The sequence below is a fragment of the Rhodococcus sp. IEGM 1306 genome, assembly GCF_036541985.1.
Taxonomy (GTDB): Bacteria; Actinomycetota; Actinomycetes; order Mycobacteriales; family Mycobacteriaceae; genus Rhodococcus_F; species Rhodococcus_F qingshengii.
Map to the genome: position 1 here is coordinate 48,376 of NZ_JAZHFF010000014.1, position 25,720 is coordinate 74,095.

The following is a 25,720-nucleotide window of genomic DNA, read 5'->3' on the forward strand; positions in this document are numbered from 1 at the left end:
GCTCTCCCTTCGTTACGGTGTGACGATATTGAAACTGGGATCGAAAGTGTCCAGTAACCCTCCCAGCGTCTCCAGCGCCGATCCGTCTCCATCGAGCGAAATCTTCCCCGCCTTGGCCAGTTGGGCGGCGGCGACCGGCTGTAGAAGTGCCCCTACCAGTGCGGCTTTCGGTCCGGAGACGGTCAGTGGTGTGTTCGGTGACGCGCCCTTACGTGCGTTGAGAACGCCGCGCTTGACCCACACGGTCCATGCCTCGTCGCTGTGATCGGTGAACACGAAATCGATGCGCAGGTCCGCGTCGGCTGCCTTCTCGCCGATCAGATGTATTGCGACGAAGTCGAAGAGGATGTCGATGGGCATCGCGAGGACACTGTCCTGACTCGCCGTGACATACGGGGCAGGCTGGGCACCTTCGCGTAGTTCCAGGGCGGCCGAGAGATAGATTCCACGCCACTGAGGCCCTTCGGCTTGATAACCCATCTGCTCGTAGACGTCGGCTTGGAGATTCCTCGCTTCGGTGTTCTCCGGTTGCGCGAAAACCAACTTGTGCAGAATCTCCGCCGCCCATCGGTAGTCCGCAGCCTCGAAGGCCCGTTTACCCTCGTCCAGGATCTTCTGCGCGCCAAGGAGATCGACGAACCTCTTCGCCGATTCAACCGGCGGATGTGGATGAAGCGTCACCGGATCGCCGTCCCACATTCCCAGTTCCTTGGTGTACACGGCGCGCACGTCGTGGTGCAGAGTTCCGTGGTATCCGCGGTTGTACCACTTACGCGCGAGCTCGTCCGGCAGTTCGATCACCTCGGCGGCTTCGAGCGGCGTGTACCCCTTGTTCGCGAGGCGGAGCGCCTGATCGTGAATGTACTTGTAAGTGTCCCTTTGAGATTCGATGAACGGAACCAGGTTCTCGTTGCCCCACACCGGCCAGGTGTGCGGTCCGTAGTGAACCGCAGCTTCGTCGCCCCACCGTTCGAGAGTCTCGTCCAGATAGCGAGCGAAGTTCCGAGCGTCGCGGGTGCGCGCGCCACGCAACGTCTGAATATTGTGGAGCGAGTGGTTGGCGTTCTCGGCGCACGTCAGGGCCGCGAGTTCCGGAATCCAGATGTGCATCTCCTCCGGCGCCTCGGTATCAGGGGCGTACAGGAACTCGAACTCCAGACCGGCGATCTCGCGCTTGGTTCCGGTCTCCGTGATGCTGTCAGTGGGGGAAATATACGAAATCAGTGGACCTCGAGTACTGATCGTGCCGATGCCGCACGTGACCATCCCCTTGGCATCGAGGTCGAGCAACCCGCCGAATGCGTAGAAGGACCGTCTCGCCATGGCATTTCCCGCGACGACGTTTTCACCGATTGCAAACTTGTCGAACGACGCGATCGTGCCCGGCGCGATGATCGGCACTCGCCCCGACGTCACGTCGTCGAGGTCGACGATCCCTTTGACGCCGCCGTAGTGATCGATATGTGTGTGCGTGTAAATGATTGCCGCGACAGGCTTGTCGCTGACGTGCTCGCGAATCATCTTCATGCCCTGCCGTGCCGATTCGACCCCTGCCATGCAGTCGATGACGATCAGCCCCTCGTCACCTTCGACAACCGTCAAATTGGCCAGATCGTTGTTTCGCACCTGATAGAGACGATCCGTTACCTGGTAGAGCCCTCCGCGACGCATCAGTTGACCCTGGCGCCACAGGCTCGGATTGACGGTGTCGGGTGCCGGAACGTCGTCACCGATGTACGCCATTGCCTCGGGGTCGAAGACAACGTGCCCGTCATCGGCCACCACCTTGCCCGGCAACGGGGCGATCAGACCGCGATCGGCATCGGCAAAATCTTGCCGGTCCTCCATGGCATACCGCGAAAGCGCTTCGCGATTCGCCGTGACCGTGGCCGGTGTTGCGTCCTTAGGTGTCTGGCACATGGCACTCCCCGCTCGGATACGAGTCGATCAGATACCCCATCATCTGTATCGGGTGCGAACACACTTGGAATCACCCGCGCAGGGTGAAGCTCGAGCGGACGCTCGGTGGTTATCCGTTCGGTTCCTCGGAATTTCGAGATGCAAGTGCAATCGCCAGGACCGCGAGCCCACACCCGGCAACCAGGATCCATCCCGGCCTCGATGCTTGCGCGACATCCACCGGGGCGCTGCCACCGATGATCCATCCCGCCAGCGCCACACCGAGAGCGGCGCCGAATTGGCGTGCACTGGAGGTTATTCCACCGGCAAGCCCGGCCTGCGATCTCGGCAGCCCGTTGACGGCGGTGTTGGTGATGGGGGCATTCGAGAACCCGAATCCGATACCGAGGAACAGGTAGGCGACCAACAGCGTCGGAATCGCCGTGTTGTTGTCGAGCGCGACCAGGCACAGCCCGCCGAGTGTCGTGAAGCTACCGGCGATCAGTAGCGGCCGCCGCGGACCGAAGCGCCCGACGAGAATTCCGGACAACGGCGCGCAGACCGTTGCTGCAACAGCCATCGGGAGGGTGATCGCACCGGCCAGGGCCGGACTCATACCGCGGGAGTGTTGGAGATAGAACGTGCCGAGCAGCAGCGTCGCGTTCAAGGCGACGAACACCACGACCGCGCCGATCACGGCCGACGAAAACGGCCGTCGGCGAAACAGTGCGAGATCCATGAGTGGCTCGTGCTTTCGTGATTCGACGCGAATGAACGCGACCAACGCTGCAGCGACGACGACGTATCCGGCCGTCGCCGCGGCAGAGAACCAACCGATTCGCGGACCCTCGATCAGAAGGGCAACCGCACCGCCGACAAGAATCACCAGCAACAGCTGACCGGGAAGATCGAGACGTCGCGACTGCTGCGCTCGGGACTCCGGTACAAACGCAGCAGTCAGGGCGAGCACGGCCAAGATCACGGGCACGTTGATCCAGAAGACCGATCGCCAACCGAAACTTTCGATGAGCACCCCGCCGACGATCGGACCTGCCGCCATACTCAGGCCGAAGACGGCAGCCCACACCCCGATCGCCTTGGCACGCTCCTTCGGGTCGGTCATCACGTTGACCACGATCGCGAGGGCAACCGGGCTGAGCATCGACCCGCCGACGCCTTGGAAGATCCGCGCAACGATCAGCACCCCGACGGACGGAGCGAGTGCGCAGGCGATCGACGCCACCCCGAAGACAACGAGGCCGATCTGAAAAACTCGTCTCCTGCCGAAACGATCGGCCACCGCTCCGGACGAAATCAGCAAGCTCGCCAACACAAGTGTGTACGCGTTGACGACCCATTCGAGACCACGGGTTCCGACACGAAATCCCTCCCCGATCGTCGGCAGGGCCACGTTCACGATGGTCGTGTCCAACCCGACGACGAACAGACTCGTGCAGCAGATCGCCAGGACTCCCCATCGCCGCCCTGCATCAAGTCCGATCACTTGCGTTTCGTCGGTCCCGCTCGAAGGTTTCATGGTCGGACTCCATCTCTCGAAGTGTTCTGCCGTGCTCGACTGCCGCGAGGATCGTCACCCGCACACCTGCTAACCCGTTAGAAAACTTGCAGAAACTGCAAAGATGGACAGCATGGATGCTGAATTCGAGCAGTTGATCGCCGATATCGGACCGAGGCTGCGCACGCTTCGACGCGCTCGCGGGTTGACTCTCGAGGTGCTGTCCGAGGCCACCGGTATCTCCGTCAGCGCACTCTCACGCCTCGAATCGGGTAACCGTCGTCCGACCCTCGATCTGCTGTTACCGCTCGCGCGGGCTCATCGGGTTGCACTGGACCAACTCGTCGGCGCTCCCGCTACGGGCGATCCCCGGGTTCACCTCACTCCGAGTCGACGCAAGAACGGCAGTGCCGTCGTTCCGTTGACGCGTTATCCCGGACGCGTGCAGGTGTTCAAGCAGGTGATCGGTCCACGTCCACCGAAGCTCGTCACCCACGCCGGCTACGAATGGCTCTACGTCCTCGCCGGGAATCTGCGTCTCATTCTGGGTACGAACGAGGTTGTCCTGCGCCCCGGTGAAGTCGCGGAGTTCGACACTGCCGAGCCCCATTGGTTCGGGCCCGCCGATGAACAGGTGGTGGAAATCTTGCATCTGTTCGGCCCGCAAGGCGAGAAGGCGCATGTGCGCACGACGGCAAGAACGACTACTCCACAAGACCTCGTTCACGAAAGCTAGTTCACTGCATGCGTTTTCAGTCGGTTTGACAGTGTATGAGCGTGCTCGAGGAGTAGCGTTCCCAACTCGGCATGGCGTGCGGGCCGGAAGCGAGTTTCCACTCCGGTCAGGCTCAGCGCCCAGGCCGGGCGACCGTTGCGGTCGAACACCGCGGCACCCATCCCCCAGCTTCCTTCGACGATGAGGGCCGGATTGACGGCGTAGCCGGTGACACGCGTCGACTCGATTCGCTCGCGGATTGACGTCTCACTGTGGATCTCGCCCCATTCCGGTTCCAGATTCACTCGGACGAAATAGTCGTCGACGTCCCGCGTCGGTAGGTGACTCAAGATGGCAAGGCCGGCCGACGCGACTCCCAACGGGAATCGCTTCCCCTCGTGCAACACGTGGGATCGCAGCGGAAAACTGCCTTCCTGACTCAGGACGCAGACTGTCTCGTCACCTCGACGTGCCGACAGGAATGCGCTCTCCCCCGTGACCCGGGCAAGTTCGTCGACGACGTCGCGAGCGCGGTCGGTGATGTCGTACCTGTTTCCCGCCGCCGCCCCCAGCAGGTACAACTCCGGACCGAGAGACCACCGACCGGTTCTCGCATCACGGTCGACCAGTCCTTCGGCAGCCAGAGACGTGAGGAGCCGATGCGCGGTGGGGCGAGCGAGGCCGGTGGCCTTGCCCAATTCCGTGGTGGAAGTACCCGTTGGCTCGGACGCGCCGAGAGCTCGCAGAAGTGCCGCCACCCGCGCGACCATGGCCGGCGATTGCTCGTGAGTTGGCATGCAGCCATCCTAGCGTCCATTGAGTGAACGAAATTTCTTCAGATGATCAGTAGCCGATCAGTTCTGCATTGATGGTCGAGATTCCTTGAACCTGTGAACTGGAGATAGTTCACTGGATACCGAAGTGAGTGAGTGTCTACTCAATGAACGCTTGGCAGGGAGAGAACATGACAGCAAAGGTGTACGAGTCCGCAGCGGACGCAGTCGCCGACATCGTCGACGGCGCAACGCTGGCCGTCGGCGGATTCGGTTTGTGCGGCATACCCGACGTACTGATCGACGCGATCGCTGCAACGAGCGCAACCGACCTCGAAGTGTTCTCCAACAACTGCGGCGTCGACGATCACGGTCTCGGAATCTTGCTGAGCGCGGGACGTATCCGACGGGTGACCGCGTCGTACGTCGGTGAGAACAAGGAGTTCGCACGGCAGTACCTGGCCGGCGAACTCGAAGTGGAACTGACGCCGCAGGGCACGCTTGCCGAGCGTCTGCGCGCCGGCGGAACCGGAATCCCGGCGTTCTTCACACCGGCCGGCGTGGGTAGCCCCATCTCCGACGGCGGAATGCCATGGCGCTACGACGCCGACGGCTCGATCGCTATTGCATCGCCTCCGAAGGAGACTCGCGTCTTCGGAACCAAGCGCTACGTGATGGAAGAGGCGATCAACGCCGACTACGCACTCGTGCACGCTGTTCTCGGTGACACCGACGGCAACCTCGTGTTCGACAAGACCGCAATGAACTTCAACCCTCTCGCTGCCATGGCCGGTCGCATCACCATCGCGCAGGTGGAACGCCTCGTCGAACCCGGTGAAATCGACCCGGCGTCAGTGCATCTACCTGGGGTGTTCGTCCAGCGCGTTGTCCACACCGGACCTCAGAACAAGCGAATCGAAAAGCGAACCGTCAGCGCTTCGGAAGGAACCACACGATGACCGCACCAGTGACAGTGACGGGTTGGACGCGCCAGCAGATGGCAGCACGGGCGGCCGCAGAGATGATCGACGGCGAGTACGTCAACCTCGGAATCGGTCTTCCCACACTGATTCCCGGATACCTGGGCTCGGACATTCGCGTGGTCCTGCACTCGGAGAACGGAATTCTCGGAACGGGACCGTATCCCACCGAGGACAACGTCGATCCTGACCTCATCAATGCCGGTAAGGAGACGGTCACCGTCAATCCCGGTGCGGCATATTTTGATTCGGCCCTCTCGTTCGGGATGATTCGCGGCGGACACATCGACACCGCGGTCCTCGGCGGCATGCAGGTATCGAAGACCGGTGACCTCGCCAACTGGATGGTCCCCGGCAAGATGGTCAAGGGCATGGGCGGCGCGATGGACCTGGTCCACGGTGCCCGTCGTGTCATCGTCGTCATGGAGCACAACGACCGCGACGGTAACCCGAAGATCGTCGACGCCTGCACACTGCCGCTCACCGGCCAGGGCGTGGTGAATCGGATCATCACCAACCTCGCCGTCATCGACGTGAGTGAGGACGGCCCACTCGTCCTACGTGAACTCGCCCCCGATGTCAGCGTCGAAGACGTAGTCGCCGCAACCGGCACCGAACTGAAAGTTGAACTGGCATGACCGACACGACCACTGTGATTGTTGCGGGAGCTCGTACCCCGATGGGTCGACTCCTCGGATCGTTGAAAGACCTCTCCGGGTCCGACCTCGGCGGCATCGCCATCAAAGGCGCCCTCGACAAGTCCGGAGTCGCCCCCGAACACGTCGACTACGTCATCATGGGACAGGTCCTCACCGCCGGCGCCGGCCAGATGCCCGCCCGCCAAGCCGCCGTCGCCGCCGGCATCCCCATGAACGTGCCCGCCCTGACCATCAACAAAGTGTGCCTGTCCGGCATCGACGCCATCGCCCTCGCCGACCAACTCATCCGCGCCGGAGAATTCGACATCGTCGTCGCCGGCGGGCAGGAATCGATGTCCCGCGCACCCCACATGCTCGAAAAAAGCCGCGAAGGCTTCAAATACGGCGACGTCACCCTGCGCGACCACATGGCCTACGACGGCCTCCACGACATCTTCACCGACCAGGCCATGGGCCTGCTCACCGAACAAGTCAACCAACAAGACTCCGCCCACATCACCCGCGAAGAACAGGACGCGTTCGCCGCCGCCTCACACCAGAACGCGGCCCGCGCCTGGAAAGACGGCCTGTTCGACAACGAAGTCGTCCCCGTCTCCATCCCCCAGCGCAAGGGCGAGCCGATCGTCTTCGCGCAGGACGAAGGCATCCGCGCCGACACCACCACCGAATCGCTCGGCAAGTTGCGTCCCGCGTTCAGCAAGGACGGCACCATCACCGCCGGCTCCGCCTCCCCGATCTCCGACGGCGCCGCCGCCGTGATCGTGATGAGCAAAACCAAAGCCGAAGACCTCGGCCTGACCTGGATCGCGGAAATCGGCGCCCACGGCGTCGTCGCCGGACCCGACTCCACCCTCCAGTCCCAACCCGCCCGCGCCATCGCCAAGGCCTGCGCCAAGGAAGGCATCGACCCCACCGACCTCGACCTCGTCGAAATCAACGAAGCATTCGCCGCCGTCGGGATCGCCTCCACCCGCGAACTCGGCCTCGACCCCGCCAAGGTCAATGTCAACGGCGGCGCCATCGCCGTCGGACACCCCCTCGGCATGTCCGGCGCCCGCATCGCCCTGCACCTCGCCCTCGAACTGCAACGCCGCGGCGGCGGCATCGGCGCCGCCGCACTCTGCGGCGGCGGCGGACAAGGCGACGCACTCATCATCCGCGTCCCCAAGGCGTAATCAGTTCCTGCTGACCAGATAGGTCGCCGAGCCCTCATCGTGCTCGGCGACCTGTCTGCTTCACGCCGGAGTCACGTCGGATCGAGTGTCGTCGAGCGGTTACGCAACAACTTCTCGATCTCCGACCGTCGGTATCTCCGATGTCCGCCAAGCGTTCTCAGCGTTCCGACTTTGCCCTCCCTCGCCCATCTCGATACCGTCGTCCGGTCGACGTGGAACAGTGCCGCAACCTGTTTGGTCGTCAGCCACTCGTCGACTGGTGCTGTGTGCTCTTCTTCTCGGCTCATTGACAGGCATTCGTAGCCGCAGCCCGGATGGACGGGTCCGATAACGAATTGGCTACCCCAGGTGCGCTGTGAAAGACTGGCTGCAAAACTTTACTATTCCTTGGGGAAACTATGTCGAAGTCGGTAACTCTGATCCGTTCCACATCGCTCTCTTCGGTCGCTGAATATGCTTATGCAGCAACGGCTCCCACCGAAGCCAGACTGATCTTCCTCGCAGGATCTTGCCCGTTGAACGAGGACGGCTCTACTGCCGCCGTCGGCGATTACGCGGGACAAGCAGCCAAGGCCGTCGACAACCTGAGAACCGCTCTCTCGGACGCCGGCGCGTCGATCACCGATGTGATCAGCACCCGCGTTCTGGTGGCGTCGAGCAGTCAAGAAGACCTCGTTTCGGCGTGGGAGGTAGTCCGCGACGCGTTCGGCGATCATGACGCCCCGAGCACTCTGATGGGCGTGACCGTTCTCGGCTACGACGATCAGTTGGTCGAGATCGAGGCAATCGCGGCCGTCGTCGACTGAACTCGAACCGAACCGGACGTTCCTACCGGGGATCTTCGTGAGCCAGCGCCTGGTAGCCCTTTGCCCCCGCACGATCGACTGCGGCTCGCACAACAGCGAATATGGCCCCCTGTAGGGCTGCGGCGATCAGGACTTCCTTGCTCGACCTGCTCAAGTCTTTCGGCTCGGGCGCATTCTTGTCGTCACCGATGCGCTTCCACACCTGCTGGAAGACGGCGCCGGCCAAAATGCCGCCGAGGACGCTCGTCGCCAGTGAGAGTGGCTTGTACATCGCTTTCGATACTGCGCTCATTGCGCGGATCCTCCATGGTTCGATTTCGTACCGCCTGAGCGGGCTGACCGACTCTCACTACCCCGCAGGTGAACTGTCGAAACATTGCACCGGCGCGCCGCGAAGTCGACTGTCGCACGTTATGTTCCACGGGTTTGCCACTTCGCGGGCCGGGTAGGATCGTCTTAGCGAAAGAAGGTTGTGTAAGTCATGGAAAACTACAGAATCGAACTACCGGACGGTACAACGGTGATGGAAGATTTCGTCTCGGATCGCGCCGCAATCGCATACGCGGTCGATCTGAATCACGGGTGCAGCGAGAAAGTATCGGTATTCCGTATCACCGACGAAGGGGAAACCATCCCGACTCGGATGTGCCCCAAGCCGAATCCTGGTTCGCGGCGTCGCGCGCGAAGCGCCCGATAGAGGCCGGTCAAGAAGCGTCGAGGCGGGGGAAGAGTGTTTCTCTTGCGAGCAGCAGCAGGGCCGCAGCAACCGGAATCGCCAGCAACGCACCGACAATACCGAGCAGCGCTCCGCCCAACAGAACCGCGACAACGGTCACCAGTGCCGGGACCGCCACTGTCTTCCCGATGATCTTCGGAACAAGCAGGTAGTCCTCGAGCAGGCGTAACGCGATGAAGAACGCAACTGTCGCCAATGCCGTTGGGACAGAGACTGTCAGGGAGACCAAGGCGACGATGACCCCTGCGATCGTGGAACCGACTATCGGGATCAGATCGAGCAGGGCGACCAGCAGCGCCAGTATCAACGGGTACGGCACGTCGAAGATCAACAACCATGCGAAGGTACATCCTGCGGTGATCACGGAGATCAGAACATTGCCGAGGACGTACCCACCCACGCCTGCCAGTATCTGATCACCGATGGCGATTGCTCGTGGCCGCCGCGAATGTGGCACCAACCGATACAGATTCGTGCGGATTCGTGGATAGTCGATCAAGAAGTACGTGGTCAGTACAGCAACGATTCCGGCGTCGGCGACTGCGCTGAACACCGCCCGCCCGGCACCGAGCAAACCCGTTGCGAGCGCAGAACCCGAACCGTCCAGTTGCGTGGTGAGGTGCTGCTCGAGGTGATACTTCTCGTCGAGGTCGCTGACGATGGGATACCGGTCCCGAATGTGCGTCAGAAGTTCTGGAGCGTGCGATGCGAACTGACGCCCCTGCTCGACCAGCGGGGTGATCGCAGCAACGAGAAACAGCGCCAACATCACGGCAATCCCGAACAGCACCACGGTGACCGCGATCCAGCGTCGGAAATTTCTCCGCTCCAGCCAGACGATCACCGGTTCTATGCCCACCGCGAGAAACAGGGCCACCACGATCAGGATCAGCATGCCTCGCGCCGCAAGCAGCACTTCGATCACCGCGTAAGTCACGGCAACTCCGGCAGCGGCGGTCAGACCGATGAAGAACGGTGAACGACGATCGAACCTCGGTCCGGGTTCACCCAGCGGCCGGACGGGCGTCGCCAATGCGGCGGCTTCGCGTTCGGCCACCGCCATCGGATCCGGAGCTTGGACTTCGCTTTCGGGGTCGGGTGACGTGTCCGCGGAATTGGGATCCATCCAAGCCACCTCACGATCCGCGCGACTTCCCGGCTCGAGGGTGAGTACCCGTGCCGTAGTCGGATCAACCTCGAGGCTTCTCCGCTCCACTTCGTGTCAGCGCGAGCCCGGTTCCCACAACTCCGATGACCGACACAGCGATGGCGATGCTCGGCCAGCCGTCACTCTGCCAGTAGACGTCGTCGAGAGTGATCAGTAACGCGGCCTCGTCGACGATGAGTCCGAGCGCAATGCCCAACGCGATGCCCATCCATGTTCGTGCGCGAGGGCTTCGGCCGACGAGTCCGAAGATCGCCACCCCCGCCAACAGGAGAATTCCCCACAAGTAGTGGTGCAGATGAGTGCCGCCGGCACTGATGTCGCCGACATCCCTGGTGTCGATCTGGATCAACCACGTCACCAGACGTGCTCCGCCGAACGTCAGCGTGAAGGCCACCCACGCCAACACCAAACCGCGACGTGATTCGTCAACTTGATTCCATCTGCGAGGGAATCTGAATCTCTCGGCAGATTTCTCTTCGTCATGATCTCGAGAAAGCATGCTTCATGTTTACCCGACGCCGATCAGAGTGATGATTTCGGGTAGAGACACCGAAAAGCTACTGAAGAACGAAAAAGCGGTACTCGATCTCCGAAGAGACCAAGTACCGCCTTTTCAGCTACTCGCCCAGTATCGATCAATACCAGACTTTTCGTCCGCCCACTGCACGCCCGGTAGCACCGAGGATGGACAAAACTGCACCTACGACGACCAAGATGATGCCGACGGTGGTCAGAATACTCAACCCCGTGAAGAAGCCGATCAACGCCAGAATAATGCCGAGAACAATCATGTGAGAACCTCATCCGGTATGCGTATAAAAATGATCTACTCATCTGACGCTACTACAAAAACGTCACATTCTATAAATCCGATAATTGACGTCGTAAATACTGAACTCGTATTACTACCCAATAGTCTCGACGTTAAAACATCAGCGTTTCTTCGCATTCTCGTTCACGGTTCCGCGTCCTCGATCTTCGCCTCGACCGCCGGCGTGATGTGGCTCAACACGCAGCGCCAGCGACCTTCTCGCCGGGCGAACACGTCGGTGGTCCACTCGTCGGCGTCGTACTGCCTGCCGTCGTAGTGCGCAGTATTGGTGATCCGTGTGGTGAACAGTGCAACGTCACCGAAGAAGCGCACGCGAGCGTTCCCGACACGGTCCATCGCCGAATGAGTCAGGTCGCCTGAGGCCACGAAGCCCAGAAACTCCGCTTTGGTCGAGACCCCCGATTCCGAAACGATGACCCAGTCGTCGGCCATGAAGTCGCCGATCCGTTCGGCGTCGTTCGAGCACATCGCGACGTTCCATTCGTCTGCGGTCGCTGTCAACGCCGCTTTCTCCTGATCCGACATGTCCACTCCCTCCGCGCCGTCACCCCTTGTGGGTGATGCCGCGACGACAGGGTTCCCGCAAGGTGGACCTCGAACCGACGTGGACGACGAGAGGGCAGCGATGACCGACACCACCCGCACCGAGCTTGCAGCTCAGGCGTACATCTACGGCTTTCCCCTCGTTTTCAATCTCGACCAGGTCAATCGGTACGTTCACGACGGTGTCGGGGCAAACCCGGCCGCACCTTTCAACACCTTCAGCCACGCCCGCACACTTGCCGGCCCGGCCGACACCTTCGTCACGATCAACAACGACACCGTGTATTCGATGGCACAGATCGACCTCTCGGTCGGCCCTGTCGCGCTGCACGTCCCCGATACCGATGGCCGTTACTACGTCCTCCAATTCGTCGACGCCTGGACGAACAACTTCGCTTACGTAGGGCACCGTGCCACCGGCACCAAGAGCGGAGACTTCCTTCTCGTCCCGCCCACCTGGACCGGAACCCCGGCGGCCCAGACCACGGTGATCAGATTTCCCACGACTGTTGCATCGATCGTCGGCCGGTGGGCGTGCGGTGGCGACGACGACCTCCCCGCCGTGCACGCCTTGCAGGACGCCACCACCCTGACCGTCGTCGACTCCGCCGGGGCTCCGGCAGGTCTCCCGGTCCCCGACGCCGAAGTCAGCCAGGACCTCCTGTTCCTCGAGAAACTCCGCATCTGGTCGCAGGCCTTTGCGCCTGCACCGCGCGACCGAGAGCTTCAGAATTCGTTCTCGGCGATCGGAATCGACGAGCGCGGGCCCTCGCCCTACACCTCAGCATCTGCCGACTCGCTGTCTGACGACGAAGCAGCCGCACTCGCCGACGGATTGAGGGTCGGTGAGAAGAACTTGCTCGAGGCCCTCACCAAAGGCTCCAGCCCCGAAGTCAACGGATGGAAGCTCACCTTCCACGCTTTCGACTACAACCTCGATTACTTCGAGGTCGGCGCAATCGACGATCCACAATTCAAAATCGCCGATCCCAGGTTGCGCATCGTCGAACGTGCCGCGGCGGCCAAGGGCGGGCTCTGGGGCAACCATCCCTACGAAGCGGCGTACATCATGACCTACGTCGACGATCAGGGAGAGCAACTGAACGGAACCCACACCTACACAATCAGACTCGACCCCACTCCGCCGGTGAGCGCCTTCTGGTCGCTGACGATGTACTCGGTGCCGGACTTCTTCCTCGTGGCGAACCCCATCGACCGATACTCGATCGGCGACCGCACTCCAGGTGTCGTCCACGACCCCGACGGCGCGTTGACGATCACGATCAGCCACGAGGAGCCGAAAGATGCCACAGCGAAGGCGAACTGGCTCCCCTCCCCGCCCGGAGACTTCCGACCGGTCCTGAGAATGTACGAGCCTTCGCCCGCCGTACTCGATCAGTCCTACGTAGTCCCCGCTATCACTCGCTCGCGAGAATGACGGCTCGCGTCTGACGGCCTGCCCTGGGGCAGGCCGTCAGACGGACGCAGAATCAGGCGTGTGTGCCGCCGTCGACCCGGATCTCCGTGCCGGTGATGAAAGCACCATCCTCGGAAGCCAGCATCGCGATAACTCCCGCAACACTTTCCGGCCCCGCCATGGGGGCGCCGCCGGACTCCAGATCAGTGCTCAGAATCGGCGACAGCTTGCCGAAGAGCGACCAGTCGGTGTCCTCCGGCAGATACGACGCCGTTGTGTCGGTGATCCCGCTCTTCACACTGCCCGGAGCTACCGCGACGGCGCGCAGACCTTGCTTGCCGTATTCGAGAGCCAGTGCGTGAGTGAAGGACTGGATTCCTCCCTTACTTGCCGCATATGCGGCCATGTACGGGTGCGCGAAGGCTGCGGAGGTGGAGCTGAAATTCACCACTACTGCGTTGCCCGTGGCCAGGAGAGCGGGCAATGCCTCACGCGTGACGAGGAAGGTGCCGGTCAAGTTCACGGAGATCACCTGATTCCACAGCTCCAGTGAGGTCTCGTGGGTATGCCCGCCGCGCAGTATCCCGGCAGCGTTGACCAGTACATCCAACCCACCGAGGGCCGAAATCGCTTGACCCACAACCTTGATGACGGAACTCTCGTCACCGATATCGACGACGACGGTGTCGAGACGGTCGGCCGTCAAGGCGTGTTCGGCCGATTTCCGGGTGTCCGCCAAACCCGCCTCGGAGATGTCTGCAGCGACCACACGGCCACCTTCGGCGAGCAACCGCAGCGCGGTGGCCTGCCCGATTCCAGATCCTGCGCCGGTGACGAGAATACGACGACCTTCGAAACGATTCATTGCTGAGTACCTTTCACGAAAACGAGTTGGTTGGTAATCCAGGCTCGGCGGCGCCGACACACAACCACCCGACACAGAACTTCGGTACGGGAAAAGCGCAGCACGGCAACAGGTGTGGTGCTGCGAAGTCACGGCAAGGCGATGCCCGCCGCAGTGGCGAATGTCAGACGGATCCGGCCGGTACGGCCAATGCTCTTTCGATCCAGACGAGACCGGAGGGGCGGCGGTCGATCGCCTTGCGCCCCCGTCGGAAAGTCGCTACGCCGAATCGGGCCGTGCGCAGTGCACGGCCGGAAGCGAGAGAACAGCGGCGTATGGACATCACGAGCACGGTAGCAGTGCGAGTACAAATCGCTCAAACGCGTTGTTCGCTGCGCCAGTTCATTCAGGTAATCAGATGTCACTTCTGGACAAATCTGTCGACTTAGGCAGTACTAACCTGATCGCATCTCGAAAACCCGATCCAGGAGCACAGTCGATGACACATGCAGACGCCACGAGCACAACAACTCCCCCGACGACCGTCCTACGCACCGCTGACCACAATCGCGGACTCAACGACGTTCGCGCGGTCGTAGAAGCACTGGAGCGACCGAGCGACCATCTGCTGCGGATCACGGCCCGTTTGACGGAGTCGACCGACGATCCGGCCTGGTCACTCCCGAACGTCACCGTACGCATGAATCTCGGGCCTTCCTTCGACGACGCTTCGCGCGTGTACACGGTGCGTTCCTACGATTCCGCCGCAGGATCGATCGTCATCGACGTGGTCCTGCACGGACATACCAGCCCGATGATGAGGTGGGCAGCAACATTGACCGTCGGGGACACCTTCGACCTCACCGGTCCGCGACCACACTTCTTGGTCCCCGAAGTTCCCGGTCGACGTATCGCGCTTTTTCTGGACGGCACCGCAATACCCGCGCTGTTCTCGATCATCGAGCAGCTGCCTACCGACGTCGTCGGAATCGGCTGGGTCACAACAGATGACGAGGTCGCATTCGACGAACTTCCCACCCTCCCCGGCCTGGAATTTCATCGCGTGAGCGCCGATCCCGCCGAGTCCGACGGCCCTCTGACAGCACGGGCACGCGAGCTCGCCGATCCCGAGAGTTACGTCGTGTGGGGAGCCGGTGAACGCAACGAGATGCGCGCAATCCGGAAGCACTTTCGATCGACCGTCGGACTCGACAAAGACGACGTCGCGATATTCGGATACTGGAAGCACGGCGTCAGCAACACCGAAATCGACCTCCGCCGGCGCGAGAACTACGAGCGCATCCTCGCCGACGGTGGAACCCTGACCGACATCGACGACCTGGCGATCGAGATCTGATCGCCCTCACCGGCCGACCTGACCGGCTGTGCACTGCGGTGATAAGTTCCTCTGTGCCAGCAGACCTCCACACAGGGGGTCAGGGAATCCGGTGTGAATCCGGAACTGACGCGCAGCGGTGAGGGTGACCGCCCGGGCTTACGCCACTGGATGAGAATCTGGGAAGGCGCTCGGGTGGAGTGATCTCGAGTCCGAATACCGGCTGGCAGCAGGGGCCAACAGGCGCCTGTTCACACGGTAACGGGCTCCGCGAACGAGCCCCTGCGAGAACGAGATTCCATGCGTCTGTCCACACTTCGCCTATCCGCCGCTGCCGTCGCGGCCCTGTTGGGTGCATCGTTGGTTGCCTGTTCCTCCGAAGACAGTGCTGCCGAACAATCCAACTCTTTCGAACAATCCGGCGCCACTGTTCAGAACTGTGGCCGAGACGTCACGGTGGAGCGACCGATCGAACGAGCGATCGCGGTAAATCAGCCTGCCGCCGAGATGCTGTTCGCGCTGGGAGTGCAGGACCGGATGGCCGGCTACGCCATGAGCGATGACGATGTCCTCCCCGAACTGCGTGAGGCGCGCGGTCAGGTCCAGGCCTTCGACACCGAGTTCCCGTCATTCGAGAGTGTCCTCGAACGCGAACCGGACATGGTTTACACGACTTTCAATTACACGTTCACTTCGGAGGGCATCGCCGACCGAACCAAGTTCACTGACCTCGGTGTCGCGACATATCAGTCACCCAGTGAGTGCACCGGCCAGGACGCAGAGCAGAACAAGGCCCTCACACTCGACGACCTGTATGACGAAATCGGGGACGTGGCAACACTGTTCGACGTCCAGGACAAAGGTGTCGAGCTGACCGAGAGTTTGAAGGATCGCGCGGCCACCGCCACGGCGTCACTGGGAGCCGAGAATGTGACACTGGCGTGGTGGTACGCAGCCACCAAGACCCCGTACTTCGCCGGGTGCTGCGGCGCACCGGGAATCATGACCGACGCGGTGGGCGCAAAGAACGCCTTCGACGACAACAAGCAGTACTGGCCCGAAATCGGTTGGGAGAGTGTGCTCGACCGGGACCCCACCGTGCTGGTGCTCGCTGATCTCGACCGCGGCGGAGACGGCGACAGTGCGGCTGCCAAGATCGCGTTCCTCGAATCGGACCCGGTAGCCAGCAAGCTCACCGCAGTGAAGAACAAGCGATACATCATCCTCGAAGGCACGACGATGGATCCCTCGATCCGCAACGTCGGTGGCATCGAACAGCTCTCCGACGGCCTGCGCCGGTTGGGCGTGGTCTAGATGTCCACGGAAGTCAGCGAACTGGTGCGTCAATGGGACGACCAGCAGGCGGCATACATCGCCGATCGCGAGAAGCGCTTCGACGTGATTCTCGACGTTCTCGAATTGCAGTACGCGCATGCTCCGTTCACAGTCGTCGACCTGGCCTGCGGACCTGGTTCGTTGAGCGTCCGGATCCTCGAGAAGTTCGGGCAAGCGAGCGTTGTGGGGATCGACTACGACCCGATGTTGCTGGAAGTCGCCCGCCAGTCGTCGACTCGTTTCGGCGACCGAATGCAGCTGGTCGACGCGGACCTGCTGAGTACCGATTGGCCGACTTCGGTGACTGCGCCGGTTCAGGCGATCGTGTCGACGACCGCGCTGCACTGGTTGCAACCGCAGCAGCTCGTCGAGGTGTACCGGCAGTGCCGCGAACTGCTGAGCCCCGACGGCGTTCTGCTCAACGGTGATCACTTTCGCTTCGACGGTCGCTCCCCTGTCATCGGACGGTGGGCGAAGGCACACGACGAGCAGACACAACGCTCCGCTTTTGCTGCCGGGGCTCCCGCGTGGGACAGCTGGTGGGACGGGTTGCGGGCCACTCCCGGGATCGGGGCACTGACCGACGAGCGTGAGCGCAGATTCGCCGGTCGCGACGCCACCGCGCCCACCGCCGTCGATTTCCAATTGGCGGCGCTCGCGCAAGCAGGTTTCCGGGAGTCGGGTACGGTCTGGCAACTGTTCGACGACTACGTGGTCTACGGCGTGAGATGACGACAAGAGTTCGGCTGCGTGACAACCCGACTGCCGTCAGCCTGCTGTGGGTGATCGGTGTTGTCACGCTGGCCGGGTCGGCCGCCGTGGCGATCACGTTGGGGCCGGCGGGCCTGTCGGTCGGGGAGGTGACCTCGATCGTCGTCGGGCACCTCGGAGGTACCGCGGCGGACGTCACACCTATCCGCGACGGCATCGTGTGGGATCTCCGTCTGCCGCGTACTCTGCTCGCCGCGCTCTGCGGTGCCGGTCTCGGGTTGTGTGGAGCGATCATGCAGTCGCTGCTTCGCAATCCACTGGCCGATCCGTTTGTCCTCGGCATCTCGTCCGGCGCCTCGACCGGTGCCGTACTGATCGTGATCCTCGGAGTGGGGTCGGGAGTGATCGGCCTGTCGAGCGGCGCCTTCATCGGCGCGGTGATCTCCTTTGCCCTTGTGCTGCTGCTCGCCCACGCGGCCGGCGGCACGCCGGATCGGGTGATCCTGGCCGGTGTCGCCGCGACCCAACTGTTCTCCGCGCTCACCTCGTTCATCGTCATCACCTCGGCCGATCCCGAGCAGACCCGCGGTGTGATGTTCTGGCTCCTGGGCTCACTCGGTGGCGCCGACTGGCTCGACGTCGCGCTCTGCGCTGCAGTGGTCGCAGTCGGCCTCGTGGTCTGTCTGACTCACTCCCGCGCACTCGACGCCTTCGCCTTCGGTGAAGACGCGGCGGCGTCACTGGGAGTGAACGTGTGGCGGGTGCGCGTGACCCTGTTGTTGGCTACAGCTTTGATGACCGCGGTGATCGTGAGCGTCGCTGGCGCCATCGGCTTCGTGGGCCTCGTCCTCCCTCATGCGGCACGGGCCCTCGTCGGTTCGAACCACCGCCGACTCCTGCCCGCGTCTGCACTGATCGGCTCCATCTTCCTGGTCTGGGTCGACGCTGTGGCACGCACAGCCATTGCACCGCAGGAACTCCCGGCCGGCGTGGTGACCGCACTGGTCGGTGTGCCTGCGTTCGCCGTCATCCTCTGGAGACGGAAGGCCAGGCCATGACACTCGAAGCAACCGGTGTCAGCTGGCGGGTCGGCGAGGCGCTCATAGTCGACGACCTCGACGTGTCCCCCATCGTCGGAAGCACGGTAGGACTCCTCGGCCCCAATGGCTCGGGTAAGTCGACACTGCTGAAACTGCTTGCCGGGCAGAACCGTCCGACGTCCGGTGTGGTGACGCTGGACCGAACTCCGTTGCCTGACTGGAAACGCCGCGATGTCGCGCGCCGGATTGCCACCGTCGATCAGCACAGCAACACCGAGATCGACCTGACGGTAGCCGAGGTCGTCGAACTCGGACGCACACCGCATCGCGGACTGTGGGGCGGGCAGTCGGATTCCGACCGCGACGCCGTCCGCGCTGCGATCGAACACACCGACCTCGCCGCCATGCTGGACCGTTCGTGGCACACGCTCTCGGGTGGGGAGCGCCAACGCGTCCAGATCGCGCGCGCCCTCGCTCAGGAACCTCACGAGCTGCTACTCGACGAGCCGACCAATCACCTGGACATCAACCACCAACTCGAATTGCTCGCGCTCGTGCGACGCCTGCCCACCACCACGATCATGGCTTTACACGATCTGAATCTGGCCGCCATGTTCTGCGATTCGATAGTGATGCTGAACCGTGGATCCATCGTGGCCCACGGAAGCCCGACCCAGGTCCTCACCGCCGACCTGATAGCCGAGGTCTACCAGGTCGACGCCGAGGTCCGCTTGGACGGCCCCGGCGGCATACCCACCGTGAGATACCTTCCACCCAGCTCGGATTAGACGCGCTGGGATCTGTCATTCACGCGAGAGCATCGCCACTGCTTCGCGTTCGAGGTCGACGTACGGTTCACCACTGACGTCGATCGCCACCCGGTTGAGCGTTCCACCGGTAAACGCCCAAGGTGACGTACCCGGGTAGTCGTCGGTCACAGGCTCCCCGCTGTCACGGCCTGCGTTGAGCCCTTCGCCGCCGCCGATGCTGAACTTGCCTGGCTGAGTGCGGATTCTGCCCTCACCGACTTTCCGGTCGCCGTAGTAGAGACCGAGCACCCCGTTCGCAGTGCCCGGCGGGTCCTCACCTTCCTTCTCGAAAGTTGCTGCCAAGATCACGTTTTCGCCGACCGGAAGGTCTTCGGTGGCATCGATCTTCTGCTGTTCACTGCCGAGGAAGTTGTACACGTAATGCAGTCGGTTGTCCTTGACGTACAGCGAATGACCACCGAACCTGCCGCCATGCGAGAACAGCACGCCGACCGCACCCGGTTCGGCCAAGTCGACAACTGCTCCGATCGAGAAGGAACGATTACGAAGGTTGACGGCGACGGCTTCCGGTACCTCGGCTCCCCCTGGACGGTAGACGTACCGGTTGCGCGGCGGAGCGAGCTGGGGGCGAGGGGTGGTGAGGAGTTCGACACCGGACCGATCGTCCAGTGGCAGAGCTTGATTGGCGCCGGCCTCGTGGAACCACAACCCCACGAGCTCGGCCAGCCTGCCGGGTTCTTCATCCGCAAGGTTCCGGAGCTCGGCTCGGTCGACCTCCGTGTGGTAGAGCTCCCAGGTGTCTTCCGAGAAATGGCCCCACCCGCTCAGAGTCGGGTGCGTGGTGACGGCCTTCCAGCCGTCATGCCAAATCCCTCGTCCTCCGAGCATCGAATAGAACTGGGTGTGCTTGGCGGTGGGGATGTTGCCGGCGTCGAAGCTGTACCGCATGCTCACGCCTTGGATCGGGTGCTGGGTGTATCCCTTCACCGTGTCGGGCAAGTCGACGCCGACGCAGTCGAGCAGAGTCGGGACGACGTCGATAGCGTGGTGGTACTGATCTCGAATCTCACCACGGGCGTCGATGCCTTCCGGCCACGAGATGATGCAGGGGTCGCAGGTTCCACCGTTGAACGAGTACCGCTTCCACATCTTGAATGGAGTGTTGAACGCCATCGCCCACCCGTTGGGGTAGTGATTGTATGTCTCGGTGCTGCCCAACTCGTCCAGCTTTGACAGGTTCTCGGCGAGGTCGTCGGGTACGCCGTTCGCAATCTTGTTCTCGTTGACGGATCCGTCGGGTCCGCCCTCACCGCTGGCACCGTTGTCGGAGACCACCACGATGATCGTGTTGTCGAGCTGCTCGATTTCTTCGAGGTATGCGAGCAGGCGTCCGATCTGATCGTCGCAGTGCGAGAGGAAGCCCGCGTACACCTCCGCCATCCGTGAGAACAGTCGCTGCTCGTCAGCGGACAGGGTGTCCCAGGGGCGGGTGAAATCCAGCGGCGGGAACGGTTTACCGTCAGGTCCGGTGCGGGTGTCAGGAGTGCCTATCGGGTTGAGTGAGGGCAGAGTCGTGTCGTTCGGGACAAGTCCCATGTCCTTCTGCCTCGCCAGAATCTCATCCCGCATGGCTTCGTACCCTGCGTCGAACCTGCCTGCGTAGCGATCGGCCCATTCGCGGGGCGCGTGATGTGGAGCGTGTGCGCACCCGGGTGCGTAGTAGAGAAATACCGGCCGGTCCGGAGCTATCGACTTCACGTCGCCGATGTATTCGAGCGCTCTGTCGGTAATGTCGACGCTGAAGTGATACCCCTCTTCAGGCGTCGACGGCTGTTCGACGGGGTGGTTGTCGTGGACGAGGTCGGGATACCACTGATTGGTCTCGGCACCGAGAAAGCCGTAGAACCGCTCGAATCCGCGACCGACCGGCCAATTCCGTTTTGTGGAAGCAAGATTCATCTCGTCTTCGGCGCAGAGGTGCCATTTCCCGACCATCGCGGTACTGAACCCCTGCTCGACCAGAACCTCGGCGAGCGTGGCACATTCGGGAGGGATGTGACCGTTCCCGCCGGGAAACCCGACCGCGCACTCACTGATGCAAGCCATTCCGTTGGTCGTGTGGTTCCGGCCGGTGAGCAGACACGATCGCGTCGGTGAGCACAGCGCTGTGGTGTGCCACTGCCCGTACCGCAATCCGTTGCCCGCGATGCGGTCGATGTTCGGCGTCTCGATCGGTCCCCCGTAGCAACCCAAGGCGCCGAATCCGACGTCGTCGAGAACGATGTAGAGAATGTTCGGCGTGCCGGCGGCAGCCTTCGGCTGCTCGTACGGGCTCCAGTCGGGAATCGAATCGCGAATATCGAGGTTGACGACGCCTTTGAATGCGTTGGCCATGACCTGGCTCCTTGTAGGTGATCTGAATTCCAGCCTCTACGGCCGCATGGTCAATCGCATACCCGGATTGTGGTCACCGAAGCGCTGTCGCCCGAAATGGGCGATGACATCGTCGGGAGAGGATCCGAGTATGAGAGTGCCGGGTTTGTCATCACCTCACTGGAAGCCAGGGACCACATGAACAGTCACTTCGTCGAACCCTCCGACTCCGGTAGCCGTGACCCGCTTCCGAGCTGGCAGGACGGCACGTCGAAACAAGCCATCCTGCAATTCGTCGAACGCGCGACGACGGAGGGAAGTCCGGACGAAATCGCACCGGAAGACCGGATCGCAGTCTTCGACAACGACGGAACCCTGTGGTGTGAGAAACCGATGCCGATCCAACTCGACTTCATCTTGCGCCGCCTCGTCGAGATGACCAACCAGGATCCGACTCTTCGCAACCGTCAACCGTGGCAGGCGGCGTTCGAACAGGACTACACCTGGTTGAACGATGTGATCTCGAAGCACTATCGCGGCGACGACAGCGCACTGAAGGTGCTCGCGGCCGGTGTCCTGGCGGCATTCGCCGAAGTCACGGTCGACGAATTCGAGAACCACGCCGATACCTACCTGCGCACTGCTTCGCATCCCACTCTCGATCGCAAATATTTGCACTGCAGCTATTCGCCCATGGTGGAGTTGCTCGATTACCTTGCAGCCAAAGGATTCTCCAACTACATAGTGTCCGGCGGCGGACGTGACTTCATGCGGCCGATCAGCCAGGAGGTCTACGGCATCCCCCGAGATCGCGTCATCGGCAGCGGCGTGGCTCTGACGTGGAAGGACGACGGTCACAGCGGCACGATCCTTCGTCAGCCTCAAACGGATGTCGTCGACGACAGGCCGGCCAAGCCCGTCCAGATCTGGAACCGAATCGGTCGACGACCTGTTCTCGCGGCCGGAAACAGCAACGGTGACGTACCTATGTTGAAGTTCGCCGACCACCCGAACGTTCCGGCACTTCGCCTTCTCGTGCTCCATGACGATCCGGAACGCGAGTTCGACTACGTGGACGGGGCCGAGCACGCGCTCGACACCTCGCGCACAAACGGGTGGACCGTGGTGAGTATCAAAAACGACTGGAAGGCAGTCTTCGAACCACCCGCCGAATGACAGTATGGATACGTGACCCTCGATGATGTCGCCGACGAACTGTACGGCCTCGACCCCGGCGAGTTCGTCGAGGCGCGTACGAAGCATGCGAAGGCTGCGAGGGAGGGCAACGACCGCGCACTGGCCACGGAGATCGGAAAACTTCGAAAGCCGACCACCGTGGGCTGGTTGGTCAATCTCATTTCGCGCGATATGCCTGAAGAGCTGGAAGCACTTCTCGCACTTGGTGAATCGCTACGCGACGCCCAGCGACATCTCTCGGGCGCGGACCTGCGCAAACTGACGACACAGAGGCAGCAGGTGGTGCGCAGCCTCGCCCACAAATCCGGTGAGATCGCGGCCTCACGGGGAAAGAGTGTCGGTGAGGATGCATTACGTGATGTCGCGCAGACGCTCAATGCCGCCCTTGCCGACGAGGAGACCGCCGAGTTGGTCCGACTCGGACGAGTTGTGACCGCTGCCAGTTACAGCGGCTTCGGACCGGCGGGACTTGCTGTGGTGAAAGGGAAATCGCAGCAGCACGCCCCGAAGGAACCAGCAGAAGTGCCGCAGACTCCGAAGACGAAGACTCCGGATGTCGAGGCCGAACGTGCCAGGGTAAAAGCAGAATTGAAGGAAGCCAGGGCAGGCGTCGAGAAGGTCCGACGACGGGTCAAGGCCGAGACCACCCAGTTCGAGGATGCCAGGTCGAAGCTGTCCGACCTCGACCGTCGCATCGAGGAACTCCGCGCCGATCTCGAACACGCAGAACAGGAACGACAGTTCGCCGAGAACACCGAGAAGGCTGCCGGCGTCGCGGTTCGGGAATCCGAGGAGGAACTTCGTGAGGCCGAGCGCCGGGTCGAAGAGGCAGAAGAGAGCCTCGACGAGATGGAATGAGTTGTACGTTCGGAGACCTTGACCTCTACAGCTGTTCAGGTTCTAGCGTGGTTTCATGACAATGACCCGTATCGAACTCGACTACCTGGCCACACAGACTCTCGGACGCCTGGCAACGGTTCAACGGAATGGAACGCTGCAAGTCAGTCCGGTCGGGTTCCACTACAACCCGGATGCAGCCACGATCGACATCAGCGGCTACAACATGACTGGCAGCCGTAAGTTTCGCAATGTCGCGGAGAACGGGCGGGTCGCCTTCGTCGTGGACGACATTGCATCTGTACACCCATGGCGGGTCAGGTGCGTCGAAATCCGCGGACGAGCAGAGGCTTTGGACGCTACGGCTGCTGCTGCGCATGGTCTCGACGCACCGATCATCCGTATCCACCCCGAACGCATCATCAGCTTCGGCCTGGACGACAAGGAGTTGGACGTCCACCAGTTGGTTGTGAACGGACGTGACGTCTGAATGCCCGAATGGAAACGATCAGCCTGCGGCGGCTTCGAGTTCACTCAGTGATTCCTCGAGGTGGCCCAGGAGTCGCTGCAGGTGCGGCACATTGCGGCGGCAGCCGACGAGACCGAACTGCATGGTGTCCGCGTAGCCGATGACGGTGATGTTCATTGCCTGCCCGTCCAGCGGAATCGATGCCGGATAGCAACTCTCGAGCTTCGCACCGTTCCAGTATCGCGTCGTCGTCGGACCGGGGACGTTGGAAATCACCAGGTTGAACACCGGACGCCCAGTGATCAATCGGGAGGAACCAGGGATCAGCGGTAGCCCGAGACCGGCAACGTTCAACGCGCTCAACGCCGTGATCTGAAGGGGCGTCAGGCCTGACATCAGGGACTTGGCGCTACTCATCGAGTCGTGAATTCTCTGTAGTCGGGCCGCCGGATCCGCCAATTCGGTTGCCAGATCACACAACACCGCACCTACGGCATTGCCGGAAGCCTCACCCTCTTCGCCTTTACGAAGAGATACCGGCACCATCGCGATCAATGGCTTGTCCGGCAACGCATCCAGTTCGATCAGGTATCGCCGCAACGCGCCGGCGCACATCGCCAACACCGCATCGTTGAGCGTCACGCCTGCAACGCAGCTGACCTTGCGCAGGCGCTCGATCGGCCACGACTGCGCCGCGACACGCCTCGCTCCGGTGATCGGGACGTTGAAGATCGATTTCGGAGCAGCAAACGGCAACGGTGCGACGTGGTCCTTCACTGCCGAGGCAGCCGCGTTCACTATCGCTGGGCCCACCCCGACCACGTCTTGCACGGTCTCGATCACGGAGCCCACCCGCCTTTGCAGGTCCAGCCCGCGATTGGCCCGGACCCGCTCCGAAGAAGGTCGCTGCGCCCACGGAGGCATCGAATGTCGATCTAGCGGATCCGACGAGAGGCTGCGGTACCACGCCTGAACAGCAGACACACCATCCATGAGCGCATGGTGCGTCTTCATGTACACGGCAACTCGGCCGTCGGCGAGACCTTCGATCACGTACGCCTCCCACAGCGGCCGATGCCGATCGAGCAGCGTGCCGTGGAGCATCGAGGTCAACTCCAACAATTCGCGGACTCGACCCGGTTTGGGCAGTGCGAGCAACCGGACGTGATATTCGAGATCGACGTCCTGGTCCTCCGTCCAACGCACCGGCGCGAAGTTCGACAAGAACTGCACCGGCTTGCGGCGGAACAGGGGGCGAATCGAGTCGACATCGGTGAGCGAACGGTAGAGCGACCTGGCGAATTCGCCGTCATCCCCTTCCGGCGGAACGAACAGAGACAGGCCACCGACGTGCATGGGGTGCTCCCGCGACTCCATCAGCAGGAACATCGAGTCGAGCGGCAGCATCAGCGTCATGTCGATCCGTTCTCTCGGGCAGCTGCCCGGAGTACCGATCAGCCGCTGTTCGACAAAGTTACTCGCCCTGACTTCGCACATTGGCGATTCGCGAGTTAGTGATGAGACACGGAGCACTGCAACAAATTTCAAAGCACATGACCACAGGTAGTAACGGAGCCGATCGCACTAAT

Annotated in this window: 28 protein-coding genes and 1 riboswitch; of the genes, 15 read left to right on the plus strand and 13 right to left on the minus strand. The window is 62.2% G+C overall.

Translation table 11 applies throughout. The annotated features are described in order from the left end of the window. Positions 1-12: 12 nt before the first annotated feature. Positions 13-1,920, minus strand: a complete 1,908-nt coding sequence (locus tag V3587_RS27420) for an alkyl/aryl-sulfatase (protein ID WP_283377466.1) — start codon at positions 1,918-1,920, stop codon at positions 13-15. 109 nt (positions 1,921-2,029) lie between these two features. Continuing rightward, positions 2,030-3,436: an MFS transporter gene (locus V3587_RS27425; protein ID WP_283377465.1), complete on the minus strand. Its 1,407-nt coding sequence runs from the start codon at positions 3,434-3,436 to the stop codon at positions 2,030-2,032. Between the two features lie 112 nt (positions 3,437-3,548). Here V3587_RS27425 and V3587_RS27430 point away from each other — a divergent pair, with 112 nt between their 5' ends. After that, positions 3,549-4,151, plus strand: coding sequence for a helix-turn-helix domain-containing protein (locus V3587_RS27430; protein ID WP_283377493.1), 603 nt, complete (start codon positions 3,549-3,551; stop codon positions 4,149-4,151). Here V3587_RS27430 and V3587_RS27435 read toward each other — a convergent pair. Further along, positions 4,148-4,927, minus strand: a complete 780-nt coding sequence (locus tag V3587_RS27435; protein ID WP_283377464.1) for an IclR family transcriptional regulator — start codon at positions 4,925-4,927, stop codon at positions 4,148-4,150. The two genes, V3587_RS27430 and V3587_RS27435, sit on opposite strands and share 4 nt — an antisense overlap. Before the next feature lie 167 nt (positions 4,928-5,094). Between V3587_RS27435 and V3587_RS27440 the strand changes: the two genes are divergently transcribed. The 3 genes from V3587_RS27440 to V3587_RS27450 are packed head-to-tail and all read left to right on the plus strand — an operon-like array spanning position 5,095 to position 7,717. Then, a complete protein-coding gene (locus tag V3587_RS27440; RefSeq protein WP_172436629.1) occupies positions 5,095-5,862 on the plus strand; it encodes a CoA transferase subunit A in 768 nt (255 codons plus the stop codon). Then, on the plus strand, positions 5,859-6,521 hold the full coding sequence (locus V3587_RS27445; RefSeq protein WP_283377463.1) for a 3-oxoacid CoA-transferase subunit B: 663 nt from the start codon (positions 5,859-5,861) through the stop codon (positions 6,519-6,521). Before V3587_RS27440 ends, V3587_RS27445 begins: the two co-directional genes overlap by 4 nt. Next, a complete protein-coding gene (locus tag V3587_RS27450) occupies positions 6,518-7,717 on the plus strand; it encodes an acetyl-CoA C-acetyltransferase (RefSeq protein WP_283377462.1) in 1,200 nt (399 codons plus the stop codon). The genes V3587_RS27445 and V3587_RS27450 overlap by 4 nt, the downstream gene beginning before the upstream one ends. Positions 7,718-7,788: 71 nt before the next feature. Here the strand turns inward: V3587_RS27450 and V3587_RS27455 are convergent, their stop codons facing one another. Then, entirely contained in the window at positions 7,789-8,004 is a 216-nt protein-coding gene (locus V3587_RS27455; RefSeq protein WP_095971307.1) for a BldC family transcriptional regulator, read from the minus strand. 111 nt (positions 8,005-8,115) lie between these two features. Between V3587_RS27455 and V3587_RS27460 the strand changes: the two genes are divergently transcribed. Further along, positions 8,116-8,523: a RidA family protein gene (locus V3587_RS27460; RefSeq protein WP_283377461.1), complete on the plus strand. Its 408-nt coding sequence runs from the start codon at positions 8,116-8,118 to the stop codon at positions 8,521-8,523. Positions 8,524-8,545: 22 nt separating this feature from the next. On the opposite strand, the gene V3587_RS27465 is transcribed toward V3587_RS27460, so the two are convergent. Continuing rightward, on the minus strand, positions 8,546-8,815 hold the full coding sequence (locus tag V3587_RS27465; protein WP_007734706.1) for a DUF4235 domain-containing protein: 270 nt from the start codon (positions 8,813-8,815) through the stop codon (positions 8,546-8,548). 189 nt (positions 8,816-9,004) lie between these two features. Between V3587_RS27465 and V3587_RS27470 the strand changes: the two genes are divergently transcribed. Continuing rightward, the gene (locus V3587_RS27470) at positions 9,005-9,220 is read left to right on the plus strand and encodes a hypothetical protein (protein ID WP_095971309.1); all 216 of its coding nucleotides are present in this window, start codon (positions 9,005-9,007) and stop codon (positions 9,218-9,220) included. Between the two features lie 7 nt (positions 9,221-9,227). On the opposite strand, the gene V3587_RS27475 is transcribed toward V3587_RS27470, so the two are convergent. The 4 genes from V3587_RS27475 to V3587_RS27490 form a co-directional block, all read right to left on the minus strand. Then, on the minus strand, positions 9,228-10,385 hold the full coding sequence (locus V3587_RS27475) for an AI-2E family transporter (protein WP_095971466.1): 1,158 nt from the start codon (positions 10,383-10,385) through the stop codon (positions 9,228-9,230). A 64-nt stretch (positions 10,386-10,449) separates the two neighbouring features. After that, a complete protein-coding gene (locus V3587_RS27480) occupies positions 10,450-10,926 on the minus strand; it encodes a hypothetical protein (RefSeq protein ID WP_283377460.1) in 477 nt (158 codons plus the stop codon). Positions 10,927-11,062: 136 nt separating this feature from the next. Continuing rightward, positions 11,063-11,218 carry a DUF6131 family protein gene (locus tag V3587_RS27485; protein ID WP_003945564.1) on the minus strand — a complete coding sequence of 52 codons (156 nt, stop codon included), beginning with the start codon at positions 11,216-11,218 and terminating at the stop codon, positions 11,063-11,065. A 164-nt stretch (positions 11,219-11,382) separates the two neighbouring features. Then, on the minus strand, positions 11,383-11,784 hold the full coding sequence (locus V3587_RS27490; protein ID WP_235171452.1) for a nuclear transport factor 2 family protein: 402 nt from the start codon (positions 11,782-11,784) through the stop codon (positions 11,383-11,385). 100 nt (positions 11,785-11,884) lie between these two features. Between V3587_RS27490 and V3587_RS27495 the strand changes: the two genes are divergently transcribed. Beyond that, positions 11,885-13,240, plus strand: a complete 1,356-nt coding sequence (locus V3587_RS27495) for a DUF1254 domain-containing protein (RefSeq protein WP_235172262.1) — start codon at positions 11,885-11,887, stop codon at positions 13,238-13,240. Positions 13,241-13,292: 52 nt separating this feature from the next. Here the strand turns inward: V3587_RS27495 and V3587_RS27500 are convergent, their stop codons facing one another. Beyond that, positions 13,293-14,084, minus strand: a complete 792-nt coding sequence (locus V3587_RS27500) for an SDR family NAD(P)-dependent oxidoreductase (protein ID WP_235171451.1) — start codon at positions 14,082-14,084, stop codon at positions 13,293-13,295. Positions 14,085-14,247: 163 nt separating this feature from the next. After that, positions 14,248-14,406 (minus strand): hypothetical protein, encoded by a 159-nt coding sequence (locus V3587_RS27505; protein WP_166813300.1) that lies wholly within the window; start codon positions 14,404-14,406, stop codon positions 14,248-14,250. Positions 14,407-14,562: 156 nt separating this feature from the next. Here V3587_RS27505 and V3587_RS27510 point away from each other — a divergent pair, with 156 nt between their 5' ends. From V3587_RS27510 to V3587_RS27530, 5 genes are all read left to right on the plus strand, one after another. Further along, entirely contained in the window at positions 14,563-15,420 is an 858-nt protein-coding gene (locus V3587_RS27510; protein ID WP_235171450.1) for a siderophore-interacting protein, read from the plus strand. A 40-nt stretch (positions 15,421-15,460) separates the two neighbouring features. Then, positions 15,461-15,641: riboswitch (cobalamin riboswitch) on the plus strand. 58 nt (positions 15,642-15,699) lie between these two features. After that, entirely contained in the window at positions 15,700-16,713 is a 1,014-nt protein-coding gene (locus tag V3587_RS27515; protein WP_235171449.1) for an ABC transporter substrate-binding protein, read from the plus strand. Then, a complete protein-coding gene (locus tag V3587_RS27520) occupies positions 16,714-17,466 on the plus strand; it encodes a class I SAM-dependent methyltransferase (protein WP_283377459.1) in 753 nt (250 codons plus the stop codon). It abuts the gene before it with no gap. Continuing rightward, positions 17,463-18,503 carry a FecCD family ABC transporter permease gene (locus tag V3587_RS27525; protein WP_095971315.1) on the plus strand — a complete coding sequence of 347 codons (1,041 nt, stop codon included), beginning with the start codon at positions 17,463-17,465 and terminating at the stop codon, positions 18,501-18,503. The genes V3587_RS27520 and V3587_RS27525 overlap by 4 nt, the downstream gene beginning before the upstream one ends. Beyond that, positions 18,500-19,273: an ABC transporter ATP-binding protein gene (locus tag V3587_RS27530; RefSeq protein WP_283377458.1), complete on the plus strand. Its 774-nt coding sequence runs from the start codon at positions 18,500-18,502 to the stop codon at positions 19,271-19,273. Before V3587_RS27525 ends, V3587_RS27530 begins: the two co-directional genes overlap by 4 nt. A gap of 15 nt (positions 19,274-19,288) precedes the next feature. Here V3587_RS27530 and V3587_RS27535 read toward each other — a convergent pair whose 3' ends face one another. Next, positions 19,289-21,649, minus strand: coding sequence for an arylsulfatase (locus tag V3587_RS27535; protein ID WP_283377457.1), 2,361 nt, complete (start codon positions 21,647-21,649; stop codon positions 19,289-19,291). 177 nt (positions 21,650-21,826) lie between these two features. On the opposite strand from V3587_RS27535, the gene V3587_RS27540 reads away from it, so the two are divergent. Genes V3587_RS27540 through V3587_RS27550 form a run of 3 tightly spaced genes read left to right on the plus strand, consistent with a single transcriptional unit; the run spans position 21,827 to position 24,152 of the window. Beyond that, positions 21,827-22,804, plus strand: coding sequence for an HAD family hydrolase (locus tag V3587_RS27540; protein WP_283377456.1), 978 nt, complete (start codon positions 21,827-21,829; stop codon positions 22,802-22,804). Between the two features lie 12 nt (positions 22,805-22,816). Beyond that, positions 22,817-23,683, plus strand: coding sequence for a hypothetical protein (locus V3587_RS27545; RefSeq protein ID WP_283377455.1), 867 nt, complete (start codon positions 22,817-22,819; stop codon positions 23,681-23,683). A gap of 55 nt (positions 23,684-23,738) precedes the next feature. Next, complete coding sequence (locus tag V3587_RS27550; protein WP_095971319.1) at positions 23,739-24,152, plus strand: PPOX class F420-dependent oxidoreductase; 414 nt, start codon at positions 23,739-23,741, stop codon at positions 24,150-24,152. A gap of 18 nt (positions 24,153-24,170) precedes the next feature. Here the strand turns inward: V3587_RS27550 and V3587_RS27555 are convergent, their stop codons facing one another. Next, the gene (locus V3587_RS27555) at positions 24,171-25,547 is read right to left on the minus strand and encodes a WS/DGAT/MGAT family O-acyltransferase (protein WP_283377454.1); all 1,377 of its coding nucleotides are present in this window, start codon (positions 25,545-25,547) and stop codon (positions 24,171-24,173) included. Positions 25,548-25,720: the final 173 nt, after the last annotated feature.